The 26,510-nt window shown below is 39.8% G+C and carries 22 protein-coding genes; 12 read left to right on the top strand and 10 right to left on the bottom strand.

Going from position 1 to position 26,510, the window contains the following annotated elements:
- The first annotated feature begins 1 nt into the window (after window position 1).
- A complete protein-coding gene (locus tag NO991_RS03565; RefSeq protein WP_300362846.1) occupies window positions 2-1,132 on the top strand; it encodes an HlyD family secretion protein in 1,131 nt (376 codons plus the stop codon).
- 62 nt (window positions 1,133-1,194) lie between these two features.
- Here the strand turns inward: NO991_RS03565 and dnaJ are convergent, their stop codons facing one another.
- Together dnaJ and dnaK are read right to left on the bottom strand one after the other, a co-directional pair.
- Window positions 1,195-2,334 carry a molecular chaperone DnaJ gene (gene dnaJ, locus NO991_RS03560; protein WP_371351686.1) on the bottom strand — a complete coding sequence of 380 codons (1,140 nt, stop codon included), beginning with the start codon at window positions 2,332-2,334 and terminating at the stop codon, window positions 1,195-1,197.
- 183 nt (window positions 2,335-2,517) lie between these two features.
- Complete coding sequence (dnaK, locus tag NO991_RS03555; RefSeq protein WP_300362844.1) at window positions 2,518-4,440, bottom strand: molecular chaperone DnaK; 1,923 nt, start codon at window positions 4,438-4,440, stop codon at window positions 2,518-2,520.
- Window positions 4,441-4,679: 239 nt separating this feature from the next.
- Here dnaK and NO991_RS03550 point away from each other — a divergent pair, with 239 nt between their 5' ends.
- On the top strand, window positions 4,680-5,480 hold the full coding sequence (locus NO991_RS03550; protein ID WP_199529829.1) for a thioesterase family protein: 801 nt from the start codon (window positions 4,680-4,682) through the stop codon (window positions 5,478-5,480).
- On the opposite strand, the gene NO991_RS03545 is transcribed toward NO991_RS03550, so the two are convergent.
- Window positions 5,469-6,245, bottom strand: coding sequence for an ABC transporter substrate-binding protein (locus NO991_RS03545; RefSeq protein ID WP_235373655.1), 777 nt, complete (start codon window positions 6,243-6,245; stop codon window positions 5,469-5,471). The two genes, NO991_RS03550 and NO991_RS03545, sit on opposite strands and share 12 nt — an antisense overlap.
- Window positions 6,246-6,385: 140 nt before the next feature.
- Between NO991_RS03545 and NO991_RS03540 the strand changes: the two genes are divergently transcribed.
- Genes NO991_RS03540 through NO991_RS03530 form a run of 3 tightly spaced genes read left to right on the top strand, consistent with a single transcriptional unit; the run spans window position 6,386 to window position 9,887 of the window.
- Window positions 6,386-7,624, top strand: coding sequence for a PqiA/YebS family transporter subunit (locus tag NO991_RS03540; protein WP_138599792.1), 1,239 nt, complete (start codon window positions 6,386-6,388; stop codon window positions 7,622-7,624).
- Window positions 7,621-9,276 (top strand): intermembrane transport protein PqiB, encoded by a 1,656-nt coding sequence (gene pqiB, locus NO991_RS03535; RefSeq protein ID WP_187490385.1) that lies wholly within the window; start codon window positions 7,621-7,623, stop codon window positions 9,274-9,276. Before NO991_RS03540 ends, pqiB begins: the two co-directional genes overlap by 4 nt.
- On the top strand, window positions 9,276-9,887 hold the full coding sequence (locus tag NO991_RS03530; protein WP_187490386.1) for a membrane integrity-associated transporter subunit PqiC: 612 nt from the start codon (window positions 9,276-9,278) through the stop codon (window positions 9,885-9,887). The genes pqiB and NO991_RS03530 overlap by 1 nt, the downstream gene beginning before the upstream one ends.
- Here the strand turns inward: NO991_RS03530 and NO991_RS03525 are convergent.
- Window positions 9,870-10,361, bottom strand: a complete 492-nt coding sequence (locus NO991_RS03525; RefSeq protein ID WP_187490387.1) for a GNAT family N-acetyltransferase — start codon at window positions 10,359-10,361, stop codon at window positions 9,870-9,872. The genes NO991_RS03530 and NO991_RS03525 overlap by 18 nt on opposite strands.
- Before the next feature lie 3 nt (window positions 10,362-10,364).
- The gene (locus tag NO991_RS03520; RefSeq protein WP_187490388.1) at window positions 10,365-10,769 is read right to left on the bottom strand and encodes an NUDIX hydrolase; all 405 of its coding nucleotides are present in this window, start codon (window positions 10,767-10,769) and stop codon (window positions 10,365-10,367) included.
- A gap of 284 nt (window positions 10,770-11,053) precedes the next feature.
- Between NO991_RS03520 and NO991_RS03515 the strand changes: the two genes are divergently transcribed.
- Window positions 11,054-12,436, top strand: coding sequence for a Na+/H+ antiporter NhaC family protein (locus NO991_RS03515; protein ID WP_371351685.1), 1,383 nt, complete (start codon window positions 11,054-11,056; stop codon window positions 12,434-12,436).
- A gap of 49 nt (window positions 12,437-12,485) precedes the next feature.
- On the opposite strand, the gene NO991_RS03510 is transcribed toward NO991_RS03515, so the two are convergent.
- Window positions 12,486-15,371: an insulinase family protein gene (locus tag NO991_RS03510; protein ID WP_371351684.1), complete on the bottom strand. Its 2,886-nt coding sequence runs from the start codon at window positions 15,369-15,371 to the stop codon at window positions 12,486-12,488.
- A 166-nt stretch (window positions 15,372-15,537) separates the two neighbouring features.
- On the opposite strand from NO991_RS03510, the gene NO991_RS03505 reads away from it, so the two are divergent.
- A complete protein-coding gene (locus tag NO991_RS03505; protein WP_138599799.1) occupies window positions 15,538-15,951 on the top strand; it encodes an MAPEG family protein in 414 nt (137 codons plus the stop codon).
- A gap of 61 nt (window positions 15,952-16,012) precedes the next feature.
- Here the strand turns inward: NO991_RS03505 and NO991_RS03500 are convergent, their stop codons facing one another.
- The gene (locus NO991_RS03500; RefSeq protein ID WP_366035299.1) at window positions 16,013-16,690 is read right to left on the bottom strand and encodes a peptidylprolyl isomerase; all 678 of its coding nucleotides are present in this window, start codon (window positions 16,688-16,690) and stop codon (window positions 16,013-16,015) included.
- Between NO991_RS03500 and NO991_RS03495 the strand changes: the two genes are divergently transcribed.
- From NO991_RS03495 to ushA, 3 genes are all read left to right on the top strand, one after another.
- On the top strand, window positions 16,659-16,766 hold the full coding sequence (locus NO991_RS03495; protein ID WP_365995968.1) for an AgrD family cyclic lactone autoinducer peptide: 108 nt from the start codon (window positions 16,659-16,661) through the stop codon (window positions 16,764-16,766). The two genes, NO991_RS03500 and NO991_RS03495, sit on opposite strands and share 32 nt — an antisense overlap.
- Before the next feature lie 231 nt (window positions 16,767-16,997).
- A complete protein-coding gene (locus NO991_RS03490; protein ID WP_300542986.1) occupies window positions 16,998-17,195 on the top strand; it encodes a hypothetical protein in 198 nt (65 codons plus the stop codon).
- A gap of 75 nt (window positions 17,196-17,270) precedes the next feature.
- Window positions 17,271-18,884, top strand: a complete 1,614-nt coding sequence (gene ushA, locus NO991_RS03485; RefSeq protein WP_054552198.1) for a bifunctional UDP-sugar hydrolase/5'-nucleotidase UshA — start codon at window positions 17,271-17,273, stop codon at window positions 18,882-18,884.
- 69 nt (window positions 18,885-18,953) lie between these two features.
- Here ushA and NO991_RS03480 read toward each other — a convergent pair whose 3' ends face one another.
- Window positions 18,954-19,901 carry a hypothetical protein gene (locus NO991_RS03480; protein ID WP_300416859.1) on the bottom strand — a complete coding sequence of 316 codons (948 nt, stop codon included), beginning with the start codon at window positions 19,899-19,901 and terminating at the stop codon, window positions 18,954-18,956.
- A complete protein-coding gene (locus NO991_RS03475) occupies window positions 19,888-20,790 on the bottom strand; it encodes a hypothetical protein (RefSeq protein WP_054552196.1) in 903 nt (300 codons plus the stop codon). The genes NO991_RS03480 and NO991_RS03475 overlap by 14 nt, the downstream gene beginning before the upstream one ends.
- Window positions 20,791-21,009: 219 nt before the next feature.
- On the opposite strand from NO991_RS03475, the gene NO991_RS03470 reads away from it, so the two are divergent.
- Together NO991_RS03470 and NO991_RS03465 are read left to right on the top strand one after the other, a co-directional pair.
- Window positions 21,010-21,873: a S1/P1 nuclease gene (locus tag NO991_RS03470; protein ID WP_138617477.1), complete on the top strand. Its 864-nt coding sequence runs from the start codon at window positions 21,010-21,012 to the stop codon at window positions 21,871-21,873.
- A 34-nt stretch (window positions 21,874-21,907) separates the two neighbouring features.
- On the top strand, window positions 21,908-25,024 hold the full coding sequence (locus NO991_RS03465; RefSeq protein ID WP_300361942.1) for a TonB-dependent receptor: 3,117 nt from the start codon (window positions 21,908-21,910) through the stop codon (window positions 25,022-25,024).
- A gap of 469 nt (window positions 25,025-25,493) precedes the next feature.
- On the opposite strand, the gene NO991_RS03460 is transcribed toward NO991_RS03465, so the two are convergent.
- Window positions 25,494-26,504, bottom strand: a complete 1,011-nt coding sequence (locus NO991_RS03460) for an ABC transporter ATP-binding protein (RefSeq protein ID WP_300416853.1) — start codon at window positions 26,502-26,504, stop codon at window positions 25,494-25,496.
- Between the last annotated feature and the right edge of the window lie 6 nt (window positions 26,505-26,510).

Genomic DNA, 26,510 nt, shown 5'->3' with positions numbered 1-26,510 from the left:
TATGGATTTGTTATTAATACTCACTTATACCGCATTGTGCATTGGTATCTTTAAAGTGTTTAAAATCCCACTTAATAAATGGACAGTACCCACCGCGGTACTCGGTGGTGTGGTATTGATAGGCGCTTTAATCCTATTAATGAACTACAATCATCCACATTCAAATATGGCCAGCAGTGCCTATGTCACAACACCCATTGTGCCAAATGTACGTGGTACCGTTGAAGAGGTTGCAGTAAAGCCAAATCAGCCGCTTAAAAAAGGTGACTTATTGTTTCGCATAGACGATACCTTATATCGAGCCAAACTAAATCAAGCGATTGCCGCTTTGCAGGATGCAAAACAGTCAGTGCTCGGTTTAGAAGCGAGCTATAAATCAGCACAAGCCAGTGCCCTAATGGCTAAAGCTGAATATGATCGTAGCAAGAAAGAATACGAACGTTATGAAAAAGGCGCAAAAAGCGGTGCTTACTCAAAAGGCCAAGTTGATAATAAATTAGGTGTATACTTAGCAGCAAAGGCAAGTTACGAAGCAGCACAGGCCGAAGAGTTACGTCAAAAACTAGCATTTGAGTCTGAAATAAACGGCGAACAAACTAAAATTGCCGCAGCTCGCGCTAATTTAGAGCAAGCTCAATTTAACTTAGACAGCACAAGCGTTTATGCACCTACCGATGGCTATGTAACACAACTAACATTACGCCCTGGGATGATTGCAGTCCCTATGCCATTACGTCCAGTAATGACCTTTGTACACAAAGAAGATACCGTTTACGTCGCTGCATTTAGACAAAATTCACTATTAAGACTCGAGTCTGGCTACAAAGCAGATTTTATTTTTAAAGCTATTCCGGGCAAAACCTTTGCAGGCGAAGTAATCGATGTATTACCTGCGATTGGTGAAGGGCAAGTGCAAGCACAAGGCACACTGATGGGCACTGAGTTTTTTGCTCGTCAAGGGCGCGCAATTGTCACCTTAAAAATCACCGATGACATGAGTGAATATCACCTGCCACAAGGAACAAGCACAGAAGTTGCAGTTTATTCAGAACACTTCGAACACGTATCAGTGATGCGTAAAGTATTGATCAGAATGAAAAGTTGGCAAAACTACCTATTCTTAGATCATTAAGGCATAAAAAAGGCGCTTATCAGCGCCTTTTTATTCTCGAACTCAAGTTACTTAACTAGAAGTTACTTAGTTAGGTCATCGAAGAATTTCTTCACACCATCAAAGAAACCTTTTTCTTTTGGACGGTTTTTAGAGCCATCTTTACCCATGCTTTGCTCAAGCTCTTCAAGCAATTCACGTTGACGGTCATTTAGATTCACTGGCGTTTCAATAACCACTTTACAGATCAAGTCACCTTGAGCGCCACTACGTACAGACTTAACACCTTTACCACGCATACGGAACATCTTGCCCGTTTGGCTTTCTGATGGGATCTTCAGTTTTGCACGACCATCCAGTGTCGGCACTTCAATTTCGCCACCCAGTGCTGCTGTCGTAAAGCTAATTGGAACTTCACAATACAGATTATTACCATCACGTTGGAAAATCGGGTGTTCACGAACAGAAACCTGAACGTATAAATCACCTGCTGGTGCACCATGCATGCCCGCTTCACCTTCGCCTGATAGACGAATACGGTCACCTGTATCAACACCCGCTGGGATCTTCACTGATAAGGTCTTAGTTTTTTCTACGCGACCTTGACCATGACAGCTGTCACATGGATCAGAAATAATTTGACCTGTGCCCTGACACGTAGGACAAGTTTGCTGAACCGCGAAGAAACCTTGGCGCATTTGTACTTGACCAGCACCATGACAGGTAGTACATGTTTTTGGTTTTGAACCCGCTTTTGCACCGCTACCATCACATGGCTTACAGCTAACCCAGGTTGGTACTTTAATTTCTACATCTTTACCACGAACGGCCTCTTCAAGGCTTAAATCCATGTTGTAACGTAAGTCCGAACCACGTTGTTGACGCGATTGACGACGACCACCGCCACCACCAAAGATATCTCCAAACACATCACCGAAAATATCACCAAAATCACCATGACCGCCGCCGAAGCCACCGCCATGACCGCCACCAGCTTGTTCAAAGGCTGCGTGACCATATTGATCATACATCTGACGTTTTTGGTCATCAGTGAGTACTTCGTAGGCTTCTTTTACTTCCTTGAATTTAGACTCAAGTTCTTTATCGCCTGCGGTACGGTCTGGATGATATTTCATCGCTAAGCGCTTATACGCTTTTTTTATGTCTCGTTCGCTGGCATCTTTGCTCACGCCGAGAACTTCATAATAATCGCTTTTTGACATATCTATCACACTACTCTTTTTACTGCAGTTACACTGCGTAAGGTAAGTCAAACGACTTTACCGTTTATATACATGCAAAAGGCGCGTCAAGCGAAATCGCTGGCGCGCCTCAATCATTTCATCCTAACTTAATTGGCTAAACAAAGCAGCCATTAATGCGTTAGGCAGAAGCGAAACAAGCAATTACTTGTCGTCTTTCACTTCTTCGAACTCTGCATCAACAACATCGTCGTCTTGTTTTGCAGAAGATTGTTGTGCACCTGCATCCGCACCACCTTGTTGTTGCTGTGCTTTAGCTTGTGCAATTTCCATTAGCTTTTGTGACTTCTCAGCAAGAGCTTGAGTTTTCGCTTCAATCTCTTCTTTGTTATCACCTTTAATCGCCGCTTCTAGGTCAGTAAGCGCAGCTTCGATTGCTTCTTTATCTTCTGCAGGTAATGCATCACCCGCTTCTTCGATTTGCTTGCGTGTACCGTGAACCATTGCATCAGCTTGGTTACGAGTTGCTACTAGCTCTTCGAATTTCTTATCTTCTTCAGCATGCGCTTCAGCATCACGAACCATTTTTTCTACTTCATCGTCGCTTAGACCTGAAGAAGCTTGGATTGTGATCTTCTGCTCTTTACCTGTATCTTTATCTTTAGCAGATACATGTAAGATACCGTCCGCATCTACGTCGAATGTTACTTCGATTTGTGGCGTACCACGTTGTGCTGGGCGAATACCTTCTAGGTTAAATTGACCTAGTGATTTGTTATCGCTTGCACGCTTACGCTCACCTTGTAATACATGAATCGTTACCGCTGATTGGTTGTCTTCAGCTGTTGAGAAAACTTGTGATTTCTTAGTAGGAATCGTCGTATTTTTCTCGATTAGCGCAGTCATTACTTGACCCATAGTCTCGATACCTAGTGATAACGGAGATACATCAAGTAGAAGTACGTCTTTAACGTCACCAGCTAATACACCACCTTGAATCGCTGCACCTACTGCAACTGCTTCATCAGGGTTAACGTCTTTACGTGGCTCTTTACCAAAGAACTCTGCAACTGTTTTTTGAACTAGAGGCATACGTGTTTGACCACCAACAAGGATGATGTCATTTACGTCGCTTACTGATAAATCAGCATCAGCTAGTGCACGCTTAAGTGGCTCAATTGACTTAGTTACTAAGTCTTCAACAAGTGACTCAAGTTTTGCACGAGTAACTTTCACGTTCATGTGCTTAGGACCTGTTGCGTCAGCAGTCACGTACGGTAAGTTAACTTCTGTTTGTTGTGCAGAAGAAAGTTCAATTTTCGCTTTTTCAGCAGCTTCTTTAACACGTTGCATTGCAAGCGGGTCGTTTTTAAGGTCGATACCTTGATCTTTCTTAAACTCTTCAACTAAGTAGTTGATAACACGGTTATCGAAATCTTCACCACCTAAGTGAGTGTCACCGTTAGTTGCTAACACTTCAAACGTGTGCTCGCCTTCAACTTCGTCGATTTCGATGATAGAGATATCGAAAGTACCACCACCTAAGTCGTATACTGCAACAACGTTTTCACCTTTATTTTTGTCCATGCCGTATGCAAGTGCTGCGGCAGTTGGCTCATTGATGATACGTTTAACTTCAAGACCAGCAATACGACCAGCATCTTTAGTCGCTTGACGTTGTGAGTCATTGAAGTATGCAGGTACTGTAATTACTGCTTCAGTAACCGCTTCACCTAGGAAGTCTTCTGCTGTTTTCTTCATTTTTTTCAGCACTTCTGCTGAAATTTGTGGTGCAGCACGTTTCTCGCCACGCGCTTCAACCCATGCATCACCGTTATCAGCTTTTACAATTTTAAAAGGCATGATACCGATATCACGTTGTACTTCTTCGTCTTCAAAACGACGACCAATTAAACGCTTGATTGCAAATAATGTGTTAGTTGGGTTAGTTACTGCTTGGCGTTTTGCAGGTTGACCAACTAATGTTTCACCGTCTTGCGTGTATGCAATGATCGATGGTGTTGTGCGATCGCCTTCCGCGTTTTCGATAACGCGTGCTTTATCACCGTCTAGTACTGCTACACAAGAGTTAGTAGTACCTAAATCGATTCCAATAATTCTACCCATGAATCTTCTCCAACTTCAAAATTCGTTAATACGTTCGATGACTAGTAAATAGGGATGCAGGAAACTGAATTCAACTATAAAAATGAAAAATTTTACTTTTTTTTGAAATTTTTTTTGAAATGCATGTTTTTTCCTCAAAAAGCACTGTATTTGCACGCCTATTGCGGAATAAACAAACTGGTCTGATGACTTTGACTGTGCTATAACCTAAACCATAACAATAAACGTTAAGGAAAATTATGCATTTTGATCAATTACTCGCCATGGCAGCTGAACTTGGTAAAGACAAAACAAAAGTAATGCAGTTTCCAGAAAACTGGTGCCAAGGCCGCACTGCATTTGGTGGTTTATCTGCAGCTTTATTATATCAAGCTATACGGCAGCATATCGATAACTCTCGCCGTTTATTATCTTTAAGTACTAACTTTGTTGGCCCGTTAATCGCTGACAATGATTTTTCAATCGACGTTGAAGTCTTACGTGAAGGAAAAAACAGTGCGCAGGTACTGGCAAAAGTGATTCAAAATGGCGATGTTTGTGTTATTACACAAGCCTGTTTTGGGGCTGAGCGTCAATCAAGTGTACAAGTAGATGTCACTAAAACCATGCAGCTAAAACCCGTTGATGAACGTTTTACCCTACCTTATAAAGAAGGCGTGATGCCGGCATTTTTCCAGCACGTTGCACTGTGTTTGCAAGACGGCAATATGCCTTTCTCTGGAGCAGACACCTCACATTTAGGTGGTTGGATGAAATTCAAACATGTACCAGAGCAAATGAGTGAAGCGCATATCATTGCTTTAACAGATGCATGGCCACCGACTCTATTACAAATGTACAAGCAACCTGCACCAGCAAGTAGTATGTCATGGTACATAGAATTTGTAGAAGAACCTGCAATTGCCTATGATGCTTGGATTGGCTACGAGGCTGTTACCCATCATAGTAAAGATGGCTATGGTCTTGAAGATGGCTGTATTTGGAGTGAAGACGGTAAGCTAATTGCATTGAGCCGCCAAACTGTTGCGTTATTCGCGTAACTCTGGCTCTGAAAGCTGCGCGTACTCAGTACCATCAAGGCGAATAATTGCTTGGTATTCGCCTGATTCTATGATCTCACCAAGACCCAAATTAAACGTGTTTTTTAACGTTTTACTGTAAAAAAACGCAGGTCTTGGTGCTTCTTTAAAGATTGCATGCACAATAAAAGGTTTTACCTCAGCGCTTTGTTTATATTTTTCTAAATAATATAAAAACACCCGGCGCTCTAGAATAATAACATCAACCCAGCCCTTCATAAGGTGATCAACTTGCGCTTCTTGGTTAACCACTTCTTCGTAAGAGCGTAAAATATTGGTAACCGATTTAAAAGGTGCTTCAATAAAATTAGTTGCGTTCTGAAAGGCAAGTACACTTTTACCTGCTAAATCATAGATAGTGCTAATTTTTAAATCTCTATTAGCAAGGCTGACCGCGACATTTTGATAGCGCAGTAGTTCATCACTTTTATAAACATGTGGAGTGAGAACTGGAGGAAAGTTTAATGCAATATCAACCTCTCCCTGCATAAGCTGTTGCTCTGCACGTTTATTAGACATGTAATGAATATGAATATTAGAGATGCCTTGTGACTTAAAAGCTGCTTTTAAAATTTCAAGTTGAATACCGCTATTGGTATCTTCGATAACATAAGGAGGTAAAGAGGCGCTTGCAGCAACAACAATAGGTTGTTGTATATTTGGCTCAGATAAACACTCACCTTTAACACTAATAAACAACATTAAAAGGGTAAATAATTGTTTCACTGCTCACCTTAAGGAATTAAATGCATTAAAAAGCGTAATCGCTTTGTACAAATATTAGCTTATATTAAACAATGCTGCATTTGTATTTATGCAGTATTTGGTGCAAACTTAACTAAGTTCTTGTTTATGAGACTCTAAGTTTGCAAACAGCCTGCCCTAGTTGTGATCTGGTCGTTGAGATCCCACATTTAAATGCAAAACAAGTAGCGCTTTGCCCACATTGCAATACTAAGTTATCAACATCACAAGCCTGCCAAGACAGTACAGTGGTCGCATTGAGCTTAAGCGCAATAGTCATGCTTTTAAGCAGTATGTTTTATCCTTTTTTATCTTTCACGAGTAGCGGTATTACACAAACCATTACGCTTCCTGATGCTGCGCGTATTTTATTCAATTACGATAACGATTTTTTGGGTCTATTTATTGACATAAGCATCATAGGCTTACCTATGTTGTTATTACTATTGATTATTCCGCTACATTTAGGTGTATTAAAAGTACTACCTTATTTGTGGGGCAAAAGATTGTTAAAAACCACCTTTGCTTTAGAGCCTTGGATCATGTCCGAGATTTTCTTAATCGGGGTGATGGTCAGCATGGTGAAAATAATGTCAATGGCAGACATTGAATTTGGTGTAAGCTTTTGGTCCTATGTGGCATTTGTGGTTCTATATGTAGCAACCATGGCGAAGTTAAATAAACACTATCTTTGGAAGCAATTAAGAGAGCCCGCATATATAGATCAAACAATTGCAAACACACGAGCTATCGATCAAGGACTGCGTGCTTGTCATGTTTGTGGCCAATTATGTAATACTGAAATTTGCTCGCGATGTGACACAAAAACCTTTACCCGCAATCCTTATAGTGTACAAAAAGCGTTTGCTTGGTTGATCACATCTGTCGCTTGCTACATCCCAGCCAACATCTACCCAATTATGTATACCACCAGCCTAGGTGATGAAATGCCTTCTACGATTATTGGTGGTGTGATGATTTTGTGGAATAGTGGTTCTTATCCAATAGCCATGATCATATTTTTGGCCAGTGTAGTTGTTCCCCTTGCCAAAGCGCTAATCTTAAGTTTTTTATGCTATATGGTGATGAAGCCTGCAAATAGACAAACAAAAGGCTATACACGTATCTACCAATTAACTGAATTTATAGGTAAATGGTCAATGATTGATGTATTTGTTGTCGCGATTCTAGTAGCCTTAGTACAACTAGGAAATTTAATGTCTGTGACACCAGGCATCGGCACAATATTTTTTACCACTATGGTAATTTGCCAAATGTTGGCAGCCCATGCATTTGATCCACGCTTACTGTGGGACAGCCCTGCTAATTTAAAGAAAGTAAAACAAGAGACTCTGGCATGAGCGAAAACGCTAAAATAAAATCAGCGCCAAATATTTCGGCTATTTGGATAATTCCGTTAATAGCCCTACTAATAGGCGCATGGATGTTATACCAGTATCAGGCAAATAAAGGCACCACTATCTTTATAAAAATGCCTCATGCGGAAGGTATCGTTGCTGGCAAAACTGAAATAAAAGTACGTAGTGTAAAAATCGGCCAAATTAATCATGTACGTCTGTCAGATCAGCAAAATAGTGTAATTGCAAGAGCTCAAATCGATAAACACTATGATGACCTATTAACTGACGATGCAAAAATTTGGGTCGTTAAACCACGAATTGATGATACAGGTATTACTGGAATGAGCACTCTGCTCTCAGGCGTATACTTAGAATTTGCACCGGGTGAAAGCAAGAAGCTAGCGGATAAGTTTGAACTTCAGGATGAACCCGCATTAATTGGCAATGATGTTAAAGGTGGTCGTTTCACACTGCTTAGCTATAACGCTGAAGTACTTGATGTAAGTACGGGTATTTATTTCAAAGATTACAAAATTGGCCAAATAGAAACTGCAACCTTTGACTGGAAAAATCAGGCCATGAAATATGGCATTTTCATTAATGAGCCTTATCAAAATTTAATTACCTTAAATTCTATATTTTGGGTGAACTCAGGTATCGAAATAGACCTATCAGCTGATGGAATTAATGTAAATACAGGTTCATTAAGTAAGTTACTCAAAGGTGGAATTTCTGTAGGTATACCTGAGCAGCAATCTCCTGGTGAAGTCGCAACTAATGGACACAGTTTTTCATTAAGTAATAGTTATAAAGCCGCGTTAGAAGAGCGCTTTTATGACTTTGATTATTACTTAATCGATTTTGAGCAATCAATTCGTGGGTTAAGAGCTGGGGCACCTGTTGAATACCGTGGTATGCGTATTGGTAGTGTGGTTGAAGCACCAGCAAGTGTCATGATCGACGGCAAGCCTGCACACTTTAGAACTGACAATACCGCAGTACCTGCCCTTATTAAAATTGAATATGGTCGTCTTTACCACGACAGTACAGCTGCACGCGAGTTTTGGCATTCAAGCTTAGATAACTGGATTAAAAATGGCCTTAGAGCCTCTTTAAAGCCAGGAAACTTACTTACCGGCGCCGTATACGTTGACTTAGACATTTATGATAACGCGGAACCTGCCGAATTAAAGACTATAGCCGATTATACCGTATTCCCAAGTGTATCGAGTGGTATTACGGTCATAGCTGACCAAGTATCCGATGTGTTAAATAAAGTGAACAACCTTAAGATAGAAGACAGCTTGGCACAAATGCAAACTACGTTTTCTGAGTACCAAGAACTTGCTCATGACATGCGAGAATTGATCAATAAACAAGATACCCAAGATTTACCCGGTGATATAAATCGCAACTTTGCTGAAATGACTAAAAGCATGCAACAGTTCGATAAAACCATGAAACAATTTGAAAAAACCATGGCAAGTTACGAACAGGGTTCGGCTTTCCATCAGCAGTTACAAACCACCTTGTCCGAATTTAAACGTTTAAGTGAAGAGCTACAACCACTTACACGTGGCTTAAACCAGCAACCTAATATGTTGATATTTGATAAAGAACTACCCGCAGATCCAACGCCGAGGAAACAATAATGAACTATAAACGCTGTGTTTCAATCGCAGCAGTGCTATTACTTTCGGCCTGCAGTCAGACGTCATTCTCAACTATTGAGTATTATCAATTCTCACAGCCAATCGTGAATATGCAGCGGTTAGCTGAAAATACGCAAGCTCAGCTAAGGATCAACACAGTACAATTACGTGGTGCGCTTAATAATCGTGGCATTGCTATGGTACTCGAAAACAACCGAGTCAATGCTGCTAACTACCATTTATGGAGTGAATCACCCGATTTAATGTTAACAGCGAGTGCCCATCAACAGTTATACACCGAACTAGATAATTGGATGGTAATAAAAGGTTTACCGGTGATCACCGATTTAGATCAACAAAGCTATTATGAATTAGAATATGAGCTACATCACTTTAATGGCGATGAGCAAGGCAATGCCAACATTGCAGGGCTTTGGCGTTTGTACTATACAAGCCCTAAATCGGGCCGAAAGTTAAAAGCGGTTAATTACTTCAATGAGCTTACACCATTACAAGCAAGTGATTACGAAGGGCTTGTCGCGACACTTGAGTCAACATGGTTAAAGGTAAACAAACAAGTTGCAAACGAAGTATCAAAGCTTACTCTTTAAAAAGAGTTTTAGAGGCTGATTGTCATCGTTAATGATGACATCGCCTATGAACTCAAAGCCAAGTTTCTGTAACACCTTTTGTGAGCCAATATTTGTTGGTGAGGTTATTGCTGCAAGTACACCAAGCTCTAATACGTGTTTTTTTACCATCAATAACCTAGCAGCAGATGTAATAATACCCTTACCTTCATAGTTAGCTAACAAGGCAAATCCTAAATCGGGGATAGCTAACGCATCGCGCTGAAAGAGCCCCACCATTCCAACCGGTGTATCATCAGCTAAACAAACAATATAACTGCCAAAGCCAAATTGCTGGTGGCTATTTATAAACGTTTGTTGAATATAATGCTCAGCTTGTGCGGGCGTATTAATGTTTTTATTACCTATGTGCTCTAAAAATGTTGCTTGGTTTAAAAGCTCAACGATAAAGCTCGAATCATCTGGCTGCCCAGCGCGCAAATATATATCTAACATTTATTAAAACACCTTACTCACGACATCATTGGTAAAATTAAGGCAATCAAGAACCCGCTCTTTTTGTACTTTAGATAACTCATCAATATCGAAATAGTCATACTCTGTGTGCTCATCGCTCAACATTATCTCAGCGTCCTCAGCCATATGAGCACGGAAAATAAACGCATGAGAGTTAAACGCGGTGTGATAATAAACGCCACTTAAATAAGCGATATCTACATCACAATTAAGTTCTTCTTGGCATTCGCGAAGTAACGCTTGATGAATGGTTTCACCTTTATCTAAAGCGCCGCCAGGTAGCCCCCAACTTTTTTGACCGTAATCAGCTTTTAGTAATAACACCTGACCTTGGTTGTTGGTGATAACCGCATGGCTACTGAGTCTGTAAGTATCTGAAAATGCCATAATCCCTTTGCTCAATTAATAAAAAGTGACGTTATAGATGAGTGTAAAATAATTATCATCGCAATTAAAATTGTTATTGACTAAATTAATATTCAGGATTATTTTTCTTGCGATGTTTTGGGCAAAACAAAAGCAGTATACCCTCTATACTGTCTGGCGCCAGCCAACGCAGGCACTTTCCCTAAAGGGTCCATAAAAGTGTGTTCGCGTAAAGCAGTTAATTGAGTCAATAGACTTTTGATTTCTCTAAGCAATCTCGATTGCTTAACTGTGTGAAAATTATAATGCAAGAACCTTCTGCGTTAAGTTTACTGCCGCCAGTATTGGTGGTGGTTTTGGCCGTATTTTTACGCCGCCCTATTTTATCTTTACTGATTGGTGCTTTATTTGGTTTAGCCATGCTAGGTCCGACCGCTGTGTTAGCCAATTTTGCTGATATTTCATTAAAAGTAATGCAAGACGAAACCATTGCCTGGCTAATTCTAGTCTGTGGTGGATTTGGTGCATTAATCGCTTTATTAGTGAGAACCGGGGGTGCAAGTGCATTCGCCGAATTAGCGTTAAAATTTGCCAAAGGCCAGCGTTCATCGTTAGTAATGACCTTTGTGCTAGGTGTAATTATTTTTATCGATGATTACCTAAATGCATTAACCGTCGGTGAAACTATGAAGCGTATCACCGATAAGTTTAAAATTAGCCGCGAAATGCTCGCTTATGTTGTTGACTCAACGGCTGCGCCTATTTGTGTGCTTGTACCACTCTCTACATGGGCCGTTTTTTTTGGTGGCTTGTTAGTTGATAATAATGTTGCACCAGAAGGTCAAGGTATTGCTGTATATATCCAAGCAATACCTTACATGTTATATGCTTGGTTTGCAGTCATTGTGGTATTACTAGTTAGCTTAAATGTCATTCCTGCTTTTGGTCCGTTGAAAAAAGCACAACTACGTGCCATGAATAATCAAATCGAAATATCAAATAGCCAGTACACAGATGTTCAAACAGCGGATGAATACGCAGTAAAAGCAGCAGAAGAAAACTTTGAAACAGCCGCTTCAAACGGCAAACTCTATAACTTTTTAGTACCTATAGTTTTACTTGTTACGTTTACTGTTTACTTTGACATTGACGTCTATAAAGGGCTGCTGGCAACCTTTACCGTTGTTTTGCCTTTTTATATGTTACAAAAGTTGATGACATTGTCAGAACTCGTTGAGCGTATGCTCGATGGTTTTAAAAGCATGATACCCGCTATAGGAACTGTGGTTGCAGCATTTATATTTAAAGATGTGTGTGACCAATTAATGCTACCGCAATATGTCATAAATACCTTGAGCCCTTATATGACAGCACAGTACTTACCAGCCGTGGTGTTTTTAGCAATGGCAGTCCTTGCTTTTGCAACGGGTTCAAGCTGGGGGATTTTCGCAGTAACTATTCCTATTGTAATGCCACTGGCTTACGCAATTGATGCCAATATTCCTTTAGTGATTGGTGCTTTGTTATCGGCGTCGTCATTTGGTAGTCAAGCGTGCTTCTATTCAGATTCCACCGTACTTGCTGCACAAGGCTCAGGGTGTGATTTAGTCAGCCATGCTATCACGCAACTGCCTTATACCTTACTTGCTGCAACGGCTGCATTTATAGGATTTTTGCTTATCGCATAAATCAAAAAGCCCAAGCAATAGCTTGGGCTTTTGTTTATCAACTATTAAATTAGTTTTGGAATTTAATGCCTTTGTAAAAACTTTCTAAGTTTTCAACTTTTGTTTGGCTTTTCAGATCTGCAAATGGCTTGTCTGCAAACTTACTACCACGCATTTGAATGTTTAAACGCGCAGCTTCACTATTGAGCATCGTTTTCTTGTAATAATCTTTCAGATCAGCCAAGGTTACTTTTTCAACTTCAGCGATAAGCTTTTCTTTAGAGTCAAACTTAAAGTTCTCACGATACCAGTCTGTAATAAGTGGCGACATTTCATCACTTAAATTCTTAGGTTGCTCTTTTAAAGACACAAGCGTTGCATTTTTAAGTTGTGCAAATGTTTCTTCTGTCATGTTATCAAGCTCAACTGCGTATTGCTTTTTAAACTCATCAAAGCGCGCCTGCATCTCTTTAGGACCTTTAACCGGTGTTTGAATGTAAAGACCTAATGCAGAATAATCTTCGATTGGACGCGCTAACGCACCAACCGCATAAGCAAGTTGCTCTTCAGTACGTAACTTATCAAACGCTACGGTTCTAAAGTGGCTTTGTAAAATTTGTGCCTGTGCTTGTTGTTTATAGCCAGGGGTTGGGTGAACAACCATGTCAATGATTGCTACATCAGCTACATCAATATCTTTTTGTAAAACGATACGCTCACCAGGCTGAGGCAACCAGGCTTTACTTCTAGCAAACTCGGTCGCTTTATGACCTTTTGGTAAAATAGCGGTTAATTTACTCGCAATAGCGTCAACATCATTTTGGTTATAGTTACCAAACGTGAATACGCGTAAGTCATTGGCAGCAAGTGTTGATTGCTTAATAGCCGTAAAATCAGCTAAGGTAAGCGCATCTGCCGCAGCAATCAAGGTTTCGGTATCAAATTTACCACTACGAGTAAGCTTAGAGTACTCACCGAATGCTTGATAGAACGGGAACTGTTTTTGCTGATTTAGTAAATCACGCTTAAAACGATCGATTGCTTGGGCAAAACCTTCTTCAGACACCTCTAAGGTTAGATTTTCAAGCGCCTGAGCTAAAAGGACATCTTGTTTATCAGTGAAACCACTAAGCGATAACACAAGGCCATTACTTGGCTGTAACCCTAAACTCATACCTGCAACAGCGGCTTCTGTGCTTAATTTACTTTGTTGTAAGTTATAAAGATCAGCCCAAATTGAGTAAAGAACCTGTGATTTTACATTCACAAGGGCATCTGGCGTATTAATATAAACTTCAACAAGACCTTTAGGCTGCTCAGCAAACTGCTGACTTGCTTGACGCCAAACTTTAACGCCTTGCTTATCAAATACGAGTTCAGGGTGCGCTTGTTGTTTAAACTCAGCTGTTTTAATTGCAAAGCTTTCAGGTAATAAGCGGTTTACTGTTGGTAATGCTAACGCGTATTCACTTGGTTTATTCCAGCTTGCAACTTCTGACTCGCTGATATCTTCAATACGATATTTACCATCGTAAAAATGCAGCTGTGAATCTGTCTCTTCTTGTTTTGAAATATACCAAATACGTAATGTATCTTCGTTTAATTGCGAAAGGACATTTTGCACCGCATCTGCATCAAACTTGGCATAATAATAAGGTGCGTTAATTGCGTTGTTCACAGGGAACTTTTGCATGCTATCAGTTAAGTTACTTACATAACCAAACTCATCCCCTTTTTCTAGGAATTGAAACGAATTGTTTAACGATGTACGAATTTCATTAAAGTATTTGCTATCAACACCCTGCTCTTTGATAAGTGCAATATATTGCATAACCATAGCAACAATTTCTTCGCGGTTTTGCATGCCGGCATCAGTCAATTCAATATCAACTGTTAAGCTTCCGTAGTTCCCATATTGCGTTGGTGAAGCAGAAGACGATAAACCTGATACCCAACCTTTATCACGTAGTATTTGTGCTGGGCTGCCTTGCATTTCGTTACTTAAAAGGTAAGAAACAAAACGGTTTGGTTTAACTGCAAATTGTGAACTGTTATCAGCAATAGTGAATTCTAATTGCAGTTGTTTTACGTCTTCATTCGGTGCGTAATAAACACGTTTACCGCCAGCTTCAGAGAAATCTAACTTATCAGTCACCGTTGGCTTTTCGATATTTTTATTTTCAATATCAGCAAAGTACTGTTTTGCTTTTGCTTCCATCTCAGCAAGTGGACGATTAGAAATCATCGCCACTTTCATAATGTTCGATGAATAGTACTTGTTATAAAAAGCAACGGTTTCTTTATGAAGATTGCTGCCTTCTTTATCACCTAGTGTTTCTAGGTTACCAATCAAGAAGCGGTTAGCAGGATGTGAGCCCATCATTTGACGTGCCAGTTTGAATTGACCAAAAAAGTCCATCTCACGGCGCATTGACCATTCGGCATTTACGGCATTTTTTTCTTTGTCTGTGTACTCAGGGTAAAGCTTTGGTGATTTAAAGAAATCCGCAAAACGGTCAAGTGCTTCATCGTAGGCATCATTGTTCACTTTGAACATGTAGTTTGTGATATCTAACCAAGTGTAAGCGTTATGAGCACCGCCATTTTTAGTCATAAAATCACTGTAACCTTTGGTGTCTGGGTAACGGTCCGTACCAAGGAACAGCATATGCTCTAAATAGTGCGCCATACCTTGTTGCGACATAGGGTCGTGCAATAAACCAACACCAACACTCAATGCAGCAGCTGATTTTTCAGCACTTGGATCTGAAATTAAAATTACATCAATTTCGTTATCAAGTTTTAATGTTTTGTACTCACGGGTGTCGTTTGGGCTGATAACTAACGAGTCTGGAATAAGGTTAGTATTAGCAGCAGGAGGCGTTGTGGTAGAAGTAGAAGAACAACCTGCTAACACTGCAAAAGCGATTGCACTGAGTCCCATTATTTTTTTCATTATTTTGTATCCATTAGAAATTGAATAAATTTTTATTTATCATGTGTTTTCGAGCGCCGCAATTCAATGCTTTTCAGTTAAGTTACAGCAAAACTTTGTAACACATTGTGAAAATGCAGTACTTACGGTTAAGATTAATAGCAATAACTATAACAAAGGATGAGCTATGGAAAGGTGGCTAATTGTAGCAATGTTCACTCAGGTGTTACTGACATTTATTGTGATGTACATTATGGGTAAGCGCCGTTTTCGTGCGGCAAAGCAAAAAACCATTGAGATGAAAGACTTCTTATTAATGGAACTTGAAAAAGCTGGGGATAATGTTCGCGTAGCAGATCGTAACTTTATCAATCAATTCGAAATGCCTGTGCTGTTTTTTATTGCCTGTTTAACAGCTCTGCAAGTCAATGCTGTAGGTACTGTTTTTGTTGCCCTTGCTTGGGTTTATGTTGCATTAAGAATTATTCATAGCGTAATACACTTAACTTCAAACACCTTGAAGGCGCGCTATTATAGTTTCGTTGTCAGTAGCTTTATAATGCTAATAATGTGGGTGCTGATTTTAGTTAGAATCTTTTAATAATCATCAATACAAAGAAATAAGGCGCTTTTTAGCGCCTTATTAACTTTGTTGGTTGGAATTATTTACGACGAGCAAAGCCTGCTAGGGCTAATAAAGATAGCATCCATGCAAGACTACCACCTGAACTACTACCGCCGTTGTCTGAAGCGTCATCTTCATCAATCAGCGTGTTTTCTTTTGGTGATAAAGAAGCAGATGAATTAGGGTCATCGTCAATCACAGTTACACTGTTAATGTAAAATAAGTTTTCACCACTAAAACCTGATGTTGTATCTGGGCACTGCTCTTCATTTAAGTTTACTACTGGGATCTCTCCACAATGTACTAATTCTGTGATTTGCTCTATCACAGCCATACTCTGGACAGTTACCTCGCCAAAAACGGTAAAGCCACCATTTTGTAAGTCAAGATTTGCGCTGTTATCTTTTAAATTAAAAAACCACTGACTGGTTGCACTGTTAGCATTGCCACCAAGCTTAGCCATTGCAATGGTACCTTTCACATTAGACAACTCTGGTTCATTAGTAATAGCGTCTGCGGTGTCTATCGCATCAAAGTCAGTACCAAATTTAAAACCCCCACCTTGTAAAATAAAGTTATCAACAGAACGATGGATAACGGTGCCATCGTAGCTACCATCTGCAACATAATTTAAAAAGTTCTCAACTGTAACAGGTGTCTGTTGATCATAAAGATGAATCGTAATGCTGCCCAGGTCCGTTTGCATTTCGACAATAGTTGCATTCGCTGTAAAACTGCTAGCCAATAAAGCTGTTGCAAGTAGATGTTTTTTCATTGTTTATCTTTCCTGATAATTTTTATTATAAAACTGCAAGAAGCTTAAACAAAATAGGCAGGTGCTTAAATAGCAAACAAAACAGTTACACAAAACGCGTCAAATCAATTACATCTCAGTTACATTAATTTACACTGTGTATTCATTATGGTTATAAAAAGTTTAAAGATTAAATCAAAATCGTCTTATCAAATAGGCTCAGTTTGTTAGTATCTGCACGACAACAATGAACACACAGGAATGAACCATGGCGAATGAAAAGAACGCAATATGCGATTTTGGCCTACACCAAGGTGAGCCTTATAGTAAGTTACCCGCTAGTTTTTTAAATTGGATGGTCGGCAATAATCATCTTAAGTCTCATTATGCAGAACAAGAACTACAACGAAGACAACTTGCCGCAACAGGACAACTAAATACAGAAAATAGCGACAAAAGTTTATAAAAGACATTTAATTTAAACTTAAGTCGTTTAAACTAAGCGCATAATTAACCTACTGCTCTATTCAGGCAAACAATTATGCGTTTTTTTTTACTAACATCGCTACTGGTTACCCTAACCGCGTGTAGCTCCTCTTCTAACAATACAGATTCAGCCCAATATTTCACTCTGCTCCATACTAATGATAATCACGGTCGTTTTTGGCATAACGAACATGGTGAATATGGTATGGCTGCTCGCAAGACTTTAATTGATCAATTAAGAGCCGATGCTAAAGCACAAGGACATGCAGTTTTACTGCTGTCTGGTGGCGATATCAATACAGGTATTCCTGAATCAGATCTACAACACGCAGAACCGGATTTTAAAGGTATGTCTGTAATTGGTTACGATGCCATGGCAATTGGTAACCATGAGTTTGATAACCCGCTGGCTGTACTCGATAAACAGCAAAAATGGTCTAACTTCCCTTTTTTATCAGCCAATATTATAGATAAAACGACCGGTGAAACTCGTTATCAAGCATACAAAATCTTTGAAAAAAACGGACTCAAAATTGCTGTCATTGGTTTAACCACAACAGATACAGCAAAAATAGGTAACCCGCAGTATATCGGTGGCCTAGAATTTAAAGACCCTACAGAAGTGACTGCAAAGTTAGCCCCAAAAATTGAAAAGCAGTACAAGCCTGATATCACTATTGCTGTAACGCACATGGGTCACTATGTTGATGCTAACTTTGGTATTAATGCACCCGGTGATGTGACTATGGCGCGTAACTTACCAAAAGGAATGCTAGATATTATTGTCGGCGGTCATTCACAAGAGCCGGTGTGTATGAAAGAAGCCAATGTTGCTGACGAAAGCTTTATGCCAGGTAAAGCGTGTAAGCCTGATCAACAAAACGGTACTTGGATCATGCAAGCCCATGAGTGGGGTAAATATGTGGGAAAAGCTGAATTCAAATTAGAAAACGATGAATTAACTCTGCTCAATTACTCACTTATTCCTGTCAATCTTTATATCGATGATGAAAATGGCAATAAACAGCTAGCGGCTGAGTACATCGAGCCAAACAAAAACTTACAAGACATGCTCGCGGTTTATCAGAAAAAAGGTGCAGCACAAATTGCTGGTAAAATAGGTAACGTGGATGCAAAACTTGAAGGTGACCGCAATAAAGTACGCTATGAGCAAGTAAACTTAGCACGCGTTATTATTGCTGCACAAATGCAGTCAGTGGGTGCTGATTTTGGTTTGATAAGCGGTGGCGGTATTCGTGATAGCATTCAAGCTGGCGATGTCAGTTATAAAGATATTTTAAAAGTTCATCCTTTTAAAAACCGTATCACCTATATTGATATGACAGGCCAAGAGCTATATGACTACTTGCAGGTTGTTACTTCTTTCCCACCTGATTCAGGTGCCTACTTACAATACTATAAGCTAAGCTTCAAACGCGATAACGACACTTTATCTGATGTTAAAATTGCTGGTAAACCACTTGATATGACTAAAACATATCGAATGAGTATTAATAGCTACAACGCCTCTGGTGGTGATGGCTACCCTACGCTTACCAATAAAAAAGGCTTTGTAAGTACAGATGATACCGATGCACAGGCATTAAAACGTTTCTTTGAGCAAAATAGCCCTGTTAAAGCGGCTGATTACACTCCTAAGCAGTTTTAGATACCTAATCATCAATATCTAAATAGATAAAGGGAAGTCAGTGACTTCCCTTTTTACTTTAAAACTAGATTATTTCCCTATGACTTCAATATCGGTGCTCTCAATCGACTTCAATCCGTAATGATGTAATCGAGAGCGTGAACCTTCACCATGGGCTTTAGGCGGATAATAGGTTTCTTTTATCTCAAGCTGGTCTTGCCAAACTTCATCAAGGGCTGCCCGAATTTCGCTTAAAGTTTTTTCTAAGCTATTAGTAAAGTTTGGCCGTTTACGTATTGTGTGACCAAGCTCAACTAACCGGTAAAAATACTTGTTCGCTAAAGTCAGTAATTCTTCTGGTACATCTTTATTTTGATTAAGCACTACGTCTGGTTGTTCAATACAAAACTCAACTAAAGCAAGATAAAAACACAATGGTTTATTCGCAAGGGCCACTGTTTTATCAACATCGCAACTAGCAGCTAAGGTTTTATTTTGAAGATCGACTATCAATTTAGGTTTCTCTTCTATCTGAACTGCAACTTCAGGTTCGTTTTTAGCTATTTGAATCTTGGTTCGTTCACTGATAAATAATAAGTAGGTAAATGTAGATGCAAATAAGCAGACCAGAATGAACACAGCTATATCGTTTTTATCTAATAAAGAAGATGCGATAACAAAGCTAACCGTTAATGATTTTTGAGGTGCATGTAATTGCTTAGTAATTAAATCAGCACGAGCAGGATATTCCGAAATACCTTCAATAGAGTAAACCATCACGCCTGAGTCTGCTAATTGAGCATTAAGACGCTTGATATAATTGAGTACCATGTCTCTACTACCGGAGTGCTTCAAAAAACCATCTGGTAAATTTAAATGGTTTAAATCAAGAGCAATACGGTTTTCAACTTTTGCTAAAGTCAGTGCATCATTAGTTGTTGTCTTATAAGCTTTTGCAATAATGAAGGTAGCAAATAATACCAAGCAGCAGCTTAAAAATATTGCGCCATAAACAAGCTTAATTCTAATTGGCAGCATTGCTATCCCCTACTTTCATTGTTTGCTGAGTCGAGTCACATTCCCAAAAAGACTCAACATGATTAAAGTAATGAGAATTTTGATTGTGTGCCAATAGGGTTAACTGCGCTTGAACTGCACATAAAAGGTCGGTGTTCTCGTCCTGCATTTTTAAATACCAACGACTGCCACTTATATTGTCGCGTATAGGCGTAATATAATTTTTAGAAAAACGTTGTTGATCACTGTCTTGCCAATAAGAAGAAATTAAATCAACCTTTCCGCTGGCAAGCAGCTCTCTTAACTCAGTATGGGAACTAGCGTAAGTTATATCTAGGTTTTCTAGGTTGATATCTAATTTTTTAAATAGCTGCTTTGGTAAAATATGTCCTGAGCGACTGGTTGGGTAATCAAGTAAACCAATGCGTTTATCTAAAAAGTAGCTCTTATCAATTCTAGGTTTTTCTTTACTCGAAATTAAATAGGCAGTGTAATCAGGAAATCCAACAACAGCTTGGTAGTTGTAAGTTGACTCCGCCATAAAAGCGTTAATTAAATTTTCTTTAGCAAGGATTAAATCAGCAATCCCTTTGCCTAAAAACTCAATCGTGTCTGAGGTTTTATAACCCCAATAAGAGGTTACCTTGCCATATTGTTTACTTATGATGTCATCATTGCATAAGGTTTTAGCAACATCCTCAGCCAACACTTTGCCCGATGAATACACCACTAACTCGTTAAGGTTAACCTCTGATTTGGTATCACATTGAAAAGACGTTTCAATAAATGCATCGATATCAGAAACAGCCGGTTTACCCTGCAAAATTCCGATATAAAAAAACAAAATAACTGATAGAAACAAAAATGTAACAATCGACGATTTTTTTATTAGTATTGTTCTTAAATTCAATTTTAATAGCCAACAACGCTCCGTTGTCTCTATTTGAACAATTATTCTTACTTATTACAACAAGTAATTTTACCTGAATAATTTAAACTATTGATAAATAACATATATGAACAAGAAATTATGAATCTTATTGAGTCCTTTCTATTTGATTTTAAATTCAGGAAAATATGACACAAGAAATCGTGCTTCATTGCACATTCATTTTTGGACACTGAGTCAATGTTACAAAAAACAATAAAAATGTTGCTGTTATCAACACCAGTTATTTCAGCAGTGTTAAGCACCCCTGCAAATGCATGGGGTCAAAATGGTCATCGTATTGTTGGTGAAATTGCATCTAAGCATATTACAGACACCACTAAACTAGCATTAGTTCCTCTACTCGATGGTGACTCACTACCACAAGTTGCAACGTGGGCTGATGAAATGCGTTCTGCTCCAGAAAATTTCTGGCAAAAGAAATCTTCGCGCTGGCATTACATTAACTTTAAAGAAGGCGATGCTAAACCCCATTACGATTCAGATGCCCATCATAATAAAGAAACCGTGTCAGATATCCTTGAAGGCATGGAATACTCAATCTCAGTTTTACAAAACCAGAAAGCCTCACTAGCTGAAAAACAGTTCGCACTGCGTTTTTTAGTTCATCTAGTTGGTGACAGCCACCAACCTTTTCATGCCGGACGCGGTGAAGATCGTGGTGGCAACAATATTTCTGTCACATTCTTCGGTCAAGATACCAATTTACATAGCCTATGGGACACAAAACTCATTGAAAATGAAAATTTGTCCTATACTGAGTTTGCGCAATTTATAAATACAACAAATCAAGCGTTAATCACGGACTATCTTGCCAGTTCACCTAGCGATTGGTTAGTCGAATCAAATAATATTGCAAATTCACTGTATAACGAAAATGAAACAAACGTAAGTTATAGTTATATCTACAAAAACTTACCAATTGTGAAAACTCGCCTACAGCAAGGCGGTATAAGATTGGCTGGTTTATTAAATACGTTATTTGATAAATCAGCAAAACCGTTAGTAAAGGCACTTAAGATGCCAACTGACAGCAAACTATAAATGAAACATAACCTCTAACACGGGAAATAACATAATGAAAATCCAACTCCGCAAAACAGCTCTATCACTTGCTATTGCAGCATGTGTTGGTGTGAGTGGTGCAGCGTTAGCAAATGAAACAACATCTGCTATCAAGGGTCAAATCAAAGGTCCTAGCGGCAACCCTGCTGCTGGCACTAAGATCACTATCGTTCACTTACCTTCAGGTTCAACTAAAGAAACTGAAACGAACGATGCGGGTTACTTCACAGCAAAAGGCCTACGTGTAGGTGGTCCTTACCGCGTTGTTGTAGATTCTGACGTATTCGCAGATCAAACATTCAACAACATTAACCTACAAGTGGGTGCTGACTACCCAGTTAATGTTACGTTAGAGAGACAATCTGATGTAGAACAAATCGTAGTTACTGGTCGCCCTATCAGCCGTATGTCTGGTGGTACAGGTCCTGCTGCAACGTTCACTCTTGAAGATTTAGAAAACCAACCAGCTATCAACCGTGATTTAAAAGATATCATCCGTATCGACCCACGTGTAACTATCGATGATAGCCGCGGTTCAATCAACTGTGGTGGTGGTAACCCACGTTTTAACAGCTTAACCCTTGACGGCGTTCGTATGAACGATAACTTCGGTTTAAGCTCAAATGGTTACCCAACTATCGGTGCTCCTTTCTCTTTCGACTCAATCGAGCAAGTTGCAGTTGAGTTAGCACCATTTGATGTTCAATATGGCGGTTTCACATCATGTAACATCAACGCAGTTACTAAATCTGGTGGTAACGAAGTACACGGTGGTGTTTTCTTCGATTACACAAATGATTCAATGAAAGGCGATAAAATCGAAGGTGAAGACTACGACAACGGTGATTACACTGAAAAACGTTACGGCTTCAACGTTGGTTTACCACTAATCAAAGATAACCTTTTCTTATTCACATCATACGAAAAAGTTGAAGGCGTTAAACAATATGAGTACGGCGGTTTAAACACAGGTAGCGTTTCAGCTGCAGACGTTGCTCGTGTACAGCAAATCGCACAAGACGTATACGGTTATGACGCAGGTGGCATGCCATCTAGTGCTCCAGTAGAAGATGAAAAAATCTTAATTAAGTTAGACTGGAACATCAATGACGATCACCGTGCAAACTTAATCTATAACTACAATGACGCTTTCACGCTATCTCAATCAGATGCATACAGCGATACAGTAGCTTTAGATAATCACTTCTTCAAGCAAGGTGCTGAGTTTACATCAATCATCGGTTCAATTTACTCAGATTGGTCAGATAGCTTCTCAACTGAAGTTCGTATTGGTAAATCTGAGCTAGATGCAACAGTACAATCTTTAGATGCAGCGAGCGGCTTTGGTGAAATGCAAATTGATGCTGCTGGCGGTGGTACTATCTATATCGGTCCTGATGACTCTCGTCAATCAAATGACCTAGACTACGAAACAACGACTGTAAAACTTGCAGGTACATACTATCTTGATCAACACACGATCACAGGTGGTTATGAGTACGAAAAGCTAGACGTATTTAACCAATTCGTACAGCACACTCAAGGTGAGTGGCGTTTTGATTCTGTAGATGATTTTGAAGCTGGTCAAGCTGCACGTATCTACTACAACAATGCTGCTGGTACAAACAACCCAACTGATGCTGCTGCAAGCTTCTCATATGCACAACATACTTTCTATGTACAAGATGAGTACAGCTTCACAGATTTAGATGCGACGTTAACATTTGGTCTTCGTTACGACAAATACACAAGTGATGACGCGCCTAACTACAATGAAAACTTCACTAACCGCTACGGTTTCAGCAACCAAGCAACATTTGACGGCATCGATTTAATTCAACCACGTGTAGGTTTTGAATGGTATGCAACAGATGCATTAGAAGTACGTGCAGGTGTAGGCCTATTCTCTGGTGGTAACCCGAACGTTTGGTTATCTAACTCATACTCAAACGACGGTATCACGAACATTGGTACTTACCGTGAAGATATTGATTTATTCAATACACCAACAGTGAATGGTGGTACTCCAGGTTACGAAGTGCCACAAGATATGTTTGATGAAGTTGCTAATACAACAATTGGTGCAGGTGATTCATCAGTAAATGCTGTTGACCCAGACTTTGAAATGCCATCAGAGTGGAAATACTCAGTAGGTGCAACATACACAACTGAAGATGAATACGTTTTCTCTCTAGATTACTTATTCACTAAGCGTAAAGATGCTGCAATTTTACAAGACATCGCATTACAAGATTCAGGCAGAACTACATTTGACGGTCGTCCAATTCTTGAGTCTATCGAAGGTCGTAGCGGTGACTTACTACTGACTAACGTAAGTGGTGATAGCGGTGAGTCTCACATCATTTCTGCTGCAATGAGCAAGCGTTTTGATAACGGTATTAGCTTACAACTTGCTTATGCTTACACTGACTCAACAGATGTAAACCCAATGACTAGCTCTGTAGCGAGCTCAAACTACGGTAACATGGCGACATACGATCCGACTAACCCAGGTGCACACACATCTGATTACGAGATCCCGCATCGCTTTACGATGACATTAGGTTACACAACTGAATTGTTTGATGGTTACAACACACGTTTCAACCTATTCAGCGAAACATTCAAAGGTCTTCCTTACAGCTATACATATAACGGTAGCGACAATGTTTGGGGTGATAGCAACTCTAACCGCAGCCGTCAGCTAATGTATATCCCTGAAGTAAATGACCCTAACGTTGTTTACGACATGACACCTGAAGAAGTAACTGAGTTTAACGAGTGGATTTCAGCTCAAGGCCTTGAACGCGGTGAAATCGTTGGCCGTAACAGCCAAAATGCTGATTGGTTCACTAAAGTTAACTTCAAGATGACTCAAGAGTTACCTGGTTTCATGCCTGGTCACAAAGGTGAAGTATTCTTCGTTATCGATAACTTAACTAACATGTTAAACGATGACTGGGGCGTACTTAAGAAAGGTAACTTCGTTGGTAACCGTATGATCAAAACATCAATCGATGACCAAGGTCGTTACGTATACTCTGACTTCAGCCCTAACAATGGTAAAACTGCAACTCAAAGCGGTGCATCAGTTTGGGAAATGCGTGTAGGTGTACGTTACACATTCTAATAACAAGTTAACCTTGTTATAAAGCAAAAGCCCGCCCCTACTGGCGGGCTTTTTACGTTTGGGGGAAAGTTGGCAAGAGTAAAGTTAGCGAGTTGCTAGGTATCAGCGATTTTACATCGCGCCTTTCTACATAAACCCTAGAACCAAATACCTGATAAATCCTTTCGTAGGACTGGCTTTAGCCGGGAATGGTTGTAGAAATGAGATACGAGATACGAGATACGAGATACGAGATACAAGAGCAAAATAAGCCAGTACCAAGATTAAAGCTTGAAGTAACAAATTAATGCATTTATATGTAGCAGATTTTACATCGCGTCTGAGGGCTGATGTTTAACTCGATCTAAGATTGTTATGTAGGTCGTCATTTATGGCGACAAATGTTTAAACACTGAATGATGACGGGCTAAAGCCCGACCTACACTGATATGTAAATGCAGGCCAATGAGACCTGCACAGTTATGTCTATTTAAGCTGCGAAAACCGCAAGTGGGTGTGTTGTGTTAATAGATACATGTACTGCATCACCTGGGCGTACCATCACTTCATGGCTAACACGGCTTGTCACCACAGTATCACATGCCAGTTTAACAGCGCATAAACGGCTACCACCTTCGTAACGGACCCATGTCACTTTACCGTTGCTAGTAGCTGCATTTTGAATAAGGTGAATATCATCAGGGCGAAGTAATACATCAACCTTCGCTGTATCATGATCAACCTTAATAGCTGGGGCATTACCTAAATCAGTAGTGGCGATATCACCTTCACAATTACCGGCAATGAAACTTGCTTCACCTAAGAAACGTGCAACAAAGCGATTGCTTGGTAAGCTAAAGCAGCGTTCAGGGGTATCTATTTGCTGAATAATCCCTTCTTTAAGTACGCCAACTCGGTCACCGACAGATAAGGCTTCCTCTTGGTCATGGGTTACCCAAATTGCAGGTACACCCGCATCTTTTAATGCATTACGAATATCCCAACGAAGGGTATCTTTTAAAGCTGCATCAAGGTTTGATAACGGTTCGTCAAGCAATACAAAGTCAGGTTCGTGAGCCAATGTACGGGCAAGTGCTACACGCTGCTTTTGACCACCCGATAAAGTAGCGGGCTTTTTATCACGAAAAGCGTCAAGACCCAGTAACTTAATCCAATGATCTGCTTTAGAGGTATCAGTTAATCTAAAGCAAATATTTTGCTGTACCGTTAAGTGCGGAAATAACGCAAAGTCTTGAAATACCATCCCTACTTTACGCTTTTCTGGTGGTACTTTTAATTTGGGTGTTGCCCGCCATGAGCCTAAGTTAATTTCGCCTTCGCTGATAGGAATAAGCCCTGCTAACGCTTGTAAAATTGTACTTTTACCACAGCCAGTTGGACCAACTAGCATGAGGATCTCACTTTCCCCAAGTGATAAGTTAAGTTCACTTACCACACGATTGCTACCATAATCGATAGACAGCTTACTAACTGATAGCATTAAACT

Source organism: Pseudoalteromonas sp. DY56-GL22 (assembly GCF_041414715.1).
GTDB classification, from domain to species: Bacteria; Pseudomonadota; Gammaproteobacteria; order Enterobacterales; family Alteromonadaceae; genus Pseudoalteromonas; species Pseudoalteromonas simplex.
The sequence above is the reverse complement of the archived record's forward strand: the minus strand, read 5'-3'. Positions and strand labels throughout refer to the sequence as shown.

Coding starts and splice junctions, on each gene's coding strand:
- NO991_RS03520 (WP_187490388.1), bottom strand. CDS start 10,769: ATGGCATTTTCAGATACTTACAGACTCAGTAGCCATGCGGTTATCACC.
- NO991_RS03465 (WP_300361942.1), top strand. CDS start 21,908: ATGAAAATCCAACTCCGCAAAACAGCTCTATCACTTGCTATTGCAGCA.
- dnaJ (WP_371351686.1), bottom strand. CDS start 2,334: ATGTCAAAAAGCGATTATTATGAAGTTCTCGGCGTGAGCAAAGATGCC.
- NO991_RS03510 (WP_371351684.1), bottom strand. CDS start 15,371: ATGAAAAAAATAATGGGACTCAGTGCAATCGCTTTTGCAGTGTTAGCA.
- NO991_RS03490 (WP_300542986.1), top strand. CDS start 16,998: ATGGCGAATGAAAAGAACGCAATATGCGATTTTGGCCTACACCAAGGT.
- NO991_RS03470 (WP_138617477.1), top strand. CDS start 21,010: ATGTTACAAAAAACAATAAAAATGTTGCTGTTATCAACACCAGTTATT.
- NO991_RS03480 (WP_300416859.1), bottom strand. CDS start 19,901: ATGCTGCCAATTAGAATTAAGCTTGTTTATGGCGCAATATTTTTAAGC.
- NO991_RS03525 (WP_187490387.1), bottom strand. CDS start 10,361: ATGTTAGATATATATTTGCGCGCTGGGCAGCCAGATGATTCGAGCTTT.
- NO991_RS03515 (WP_371351685.1), top strand. CDS start 11,054: ATGCAAGAACCTTCTGCGTTAAGTTTACTGCCGCCAGTATTGGTGGTG.
- dnaK (WP_300362844.1), bottom strand. CDS start 4,440: ATGGGTAGAATTATTGGAATCGATTTAGGTACTACTAACTCTTGTGTA.
- NO991_RS03530 (WP_187490386.1), top strand. CDS start 9,276: ATGAACTATAAACGCTGTGTTTCAATCGCAGCAGTGCTATTACTTTCG.
- ushA (WP_054552198.1), top strand. CDS start 17,271: ATGCGTTTTTTTTTACTAACATCGCTACTGGTTACCCTAACCGCGTGT.
- NO991_RS03550 (WP_199529829.1), top strand. CDS start 4,680: ATGCATTTTGATCAATTACTCGCCATGGCAGCTGAACTTGGTAAAGAC.
- NO991_RS03505 (WP_138599799.1), top strand. CDS start 15,538: ATGGAAAGGTGGCTAATTGTAGCAATGTTCACTCAGGTGTTACTGACA.
- NO991_RS03460 (WP_300416853.1), bottom strand. CDS start 26,504: ATGCTATCAGTTAGTAAGCTGTCTATCGATTATGGTAGCAATCGTGTG.
- pqiB (WP_187490385.1), top strand. CDS start 7,621: ATGAGCGAAAACGCTAAAATAAAATCAGCGCCAAATATTTCGGCTATT.
- NO991_RS03565 (WP_300362846.1), top strand. CDS start 2: ATGGATTTGTTATTAATACTCACTTATACCGCATTGTGCATTGGTATC.
- NO991_RS03495 (WP_365995968.1), top strand. CDS start 16,659: ATGCTGCCCAGGTCCGTTTGCATTTCGACAATAGTTGCATTCGCTGTA.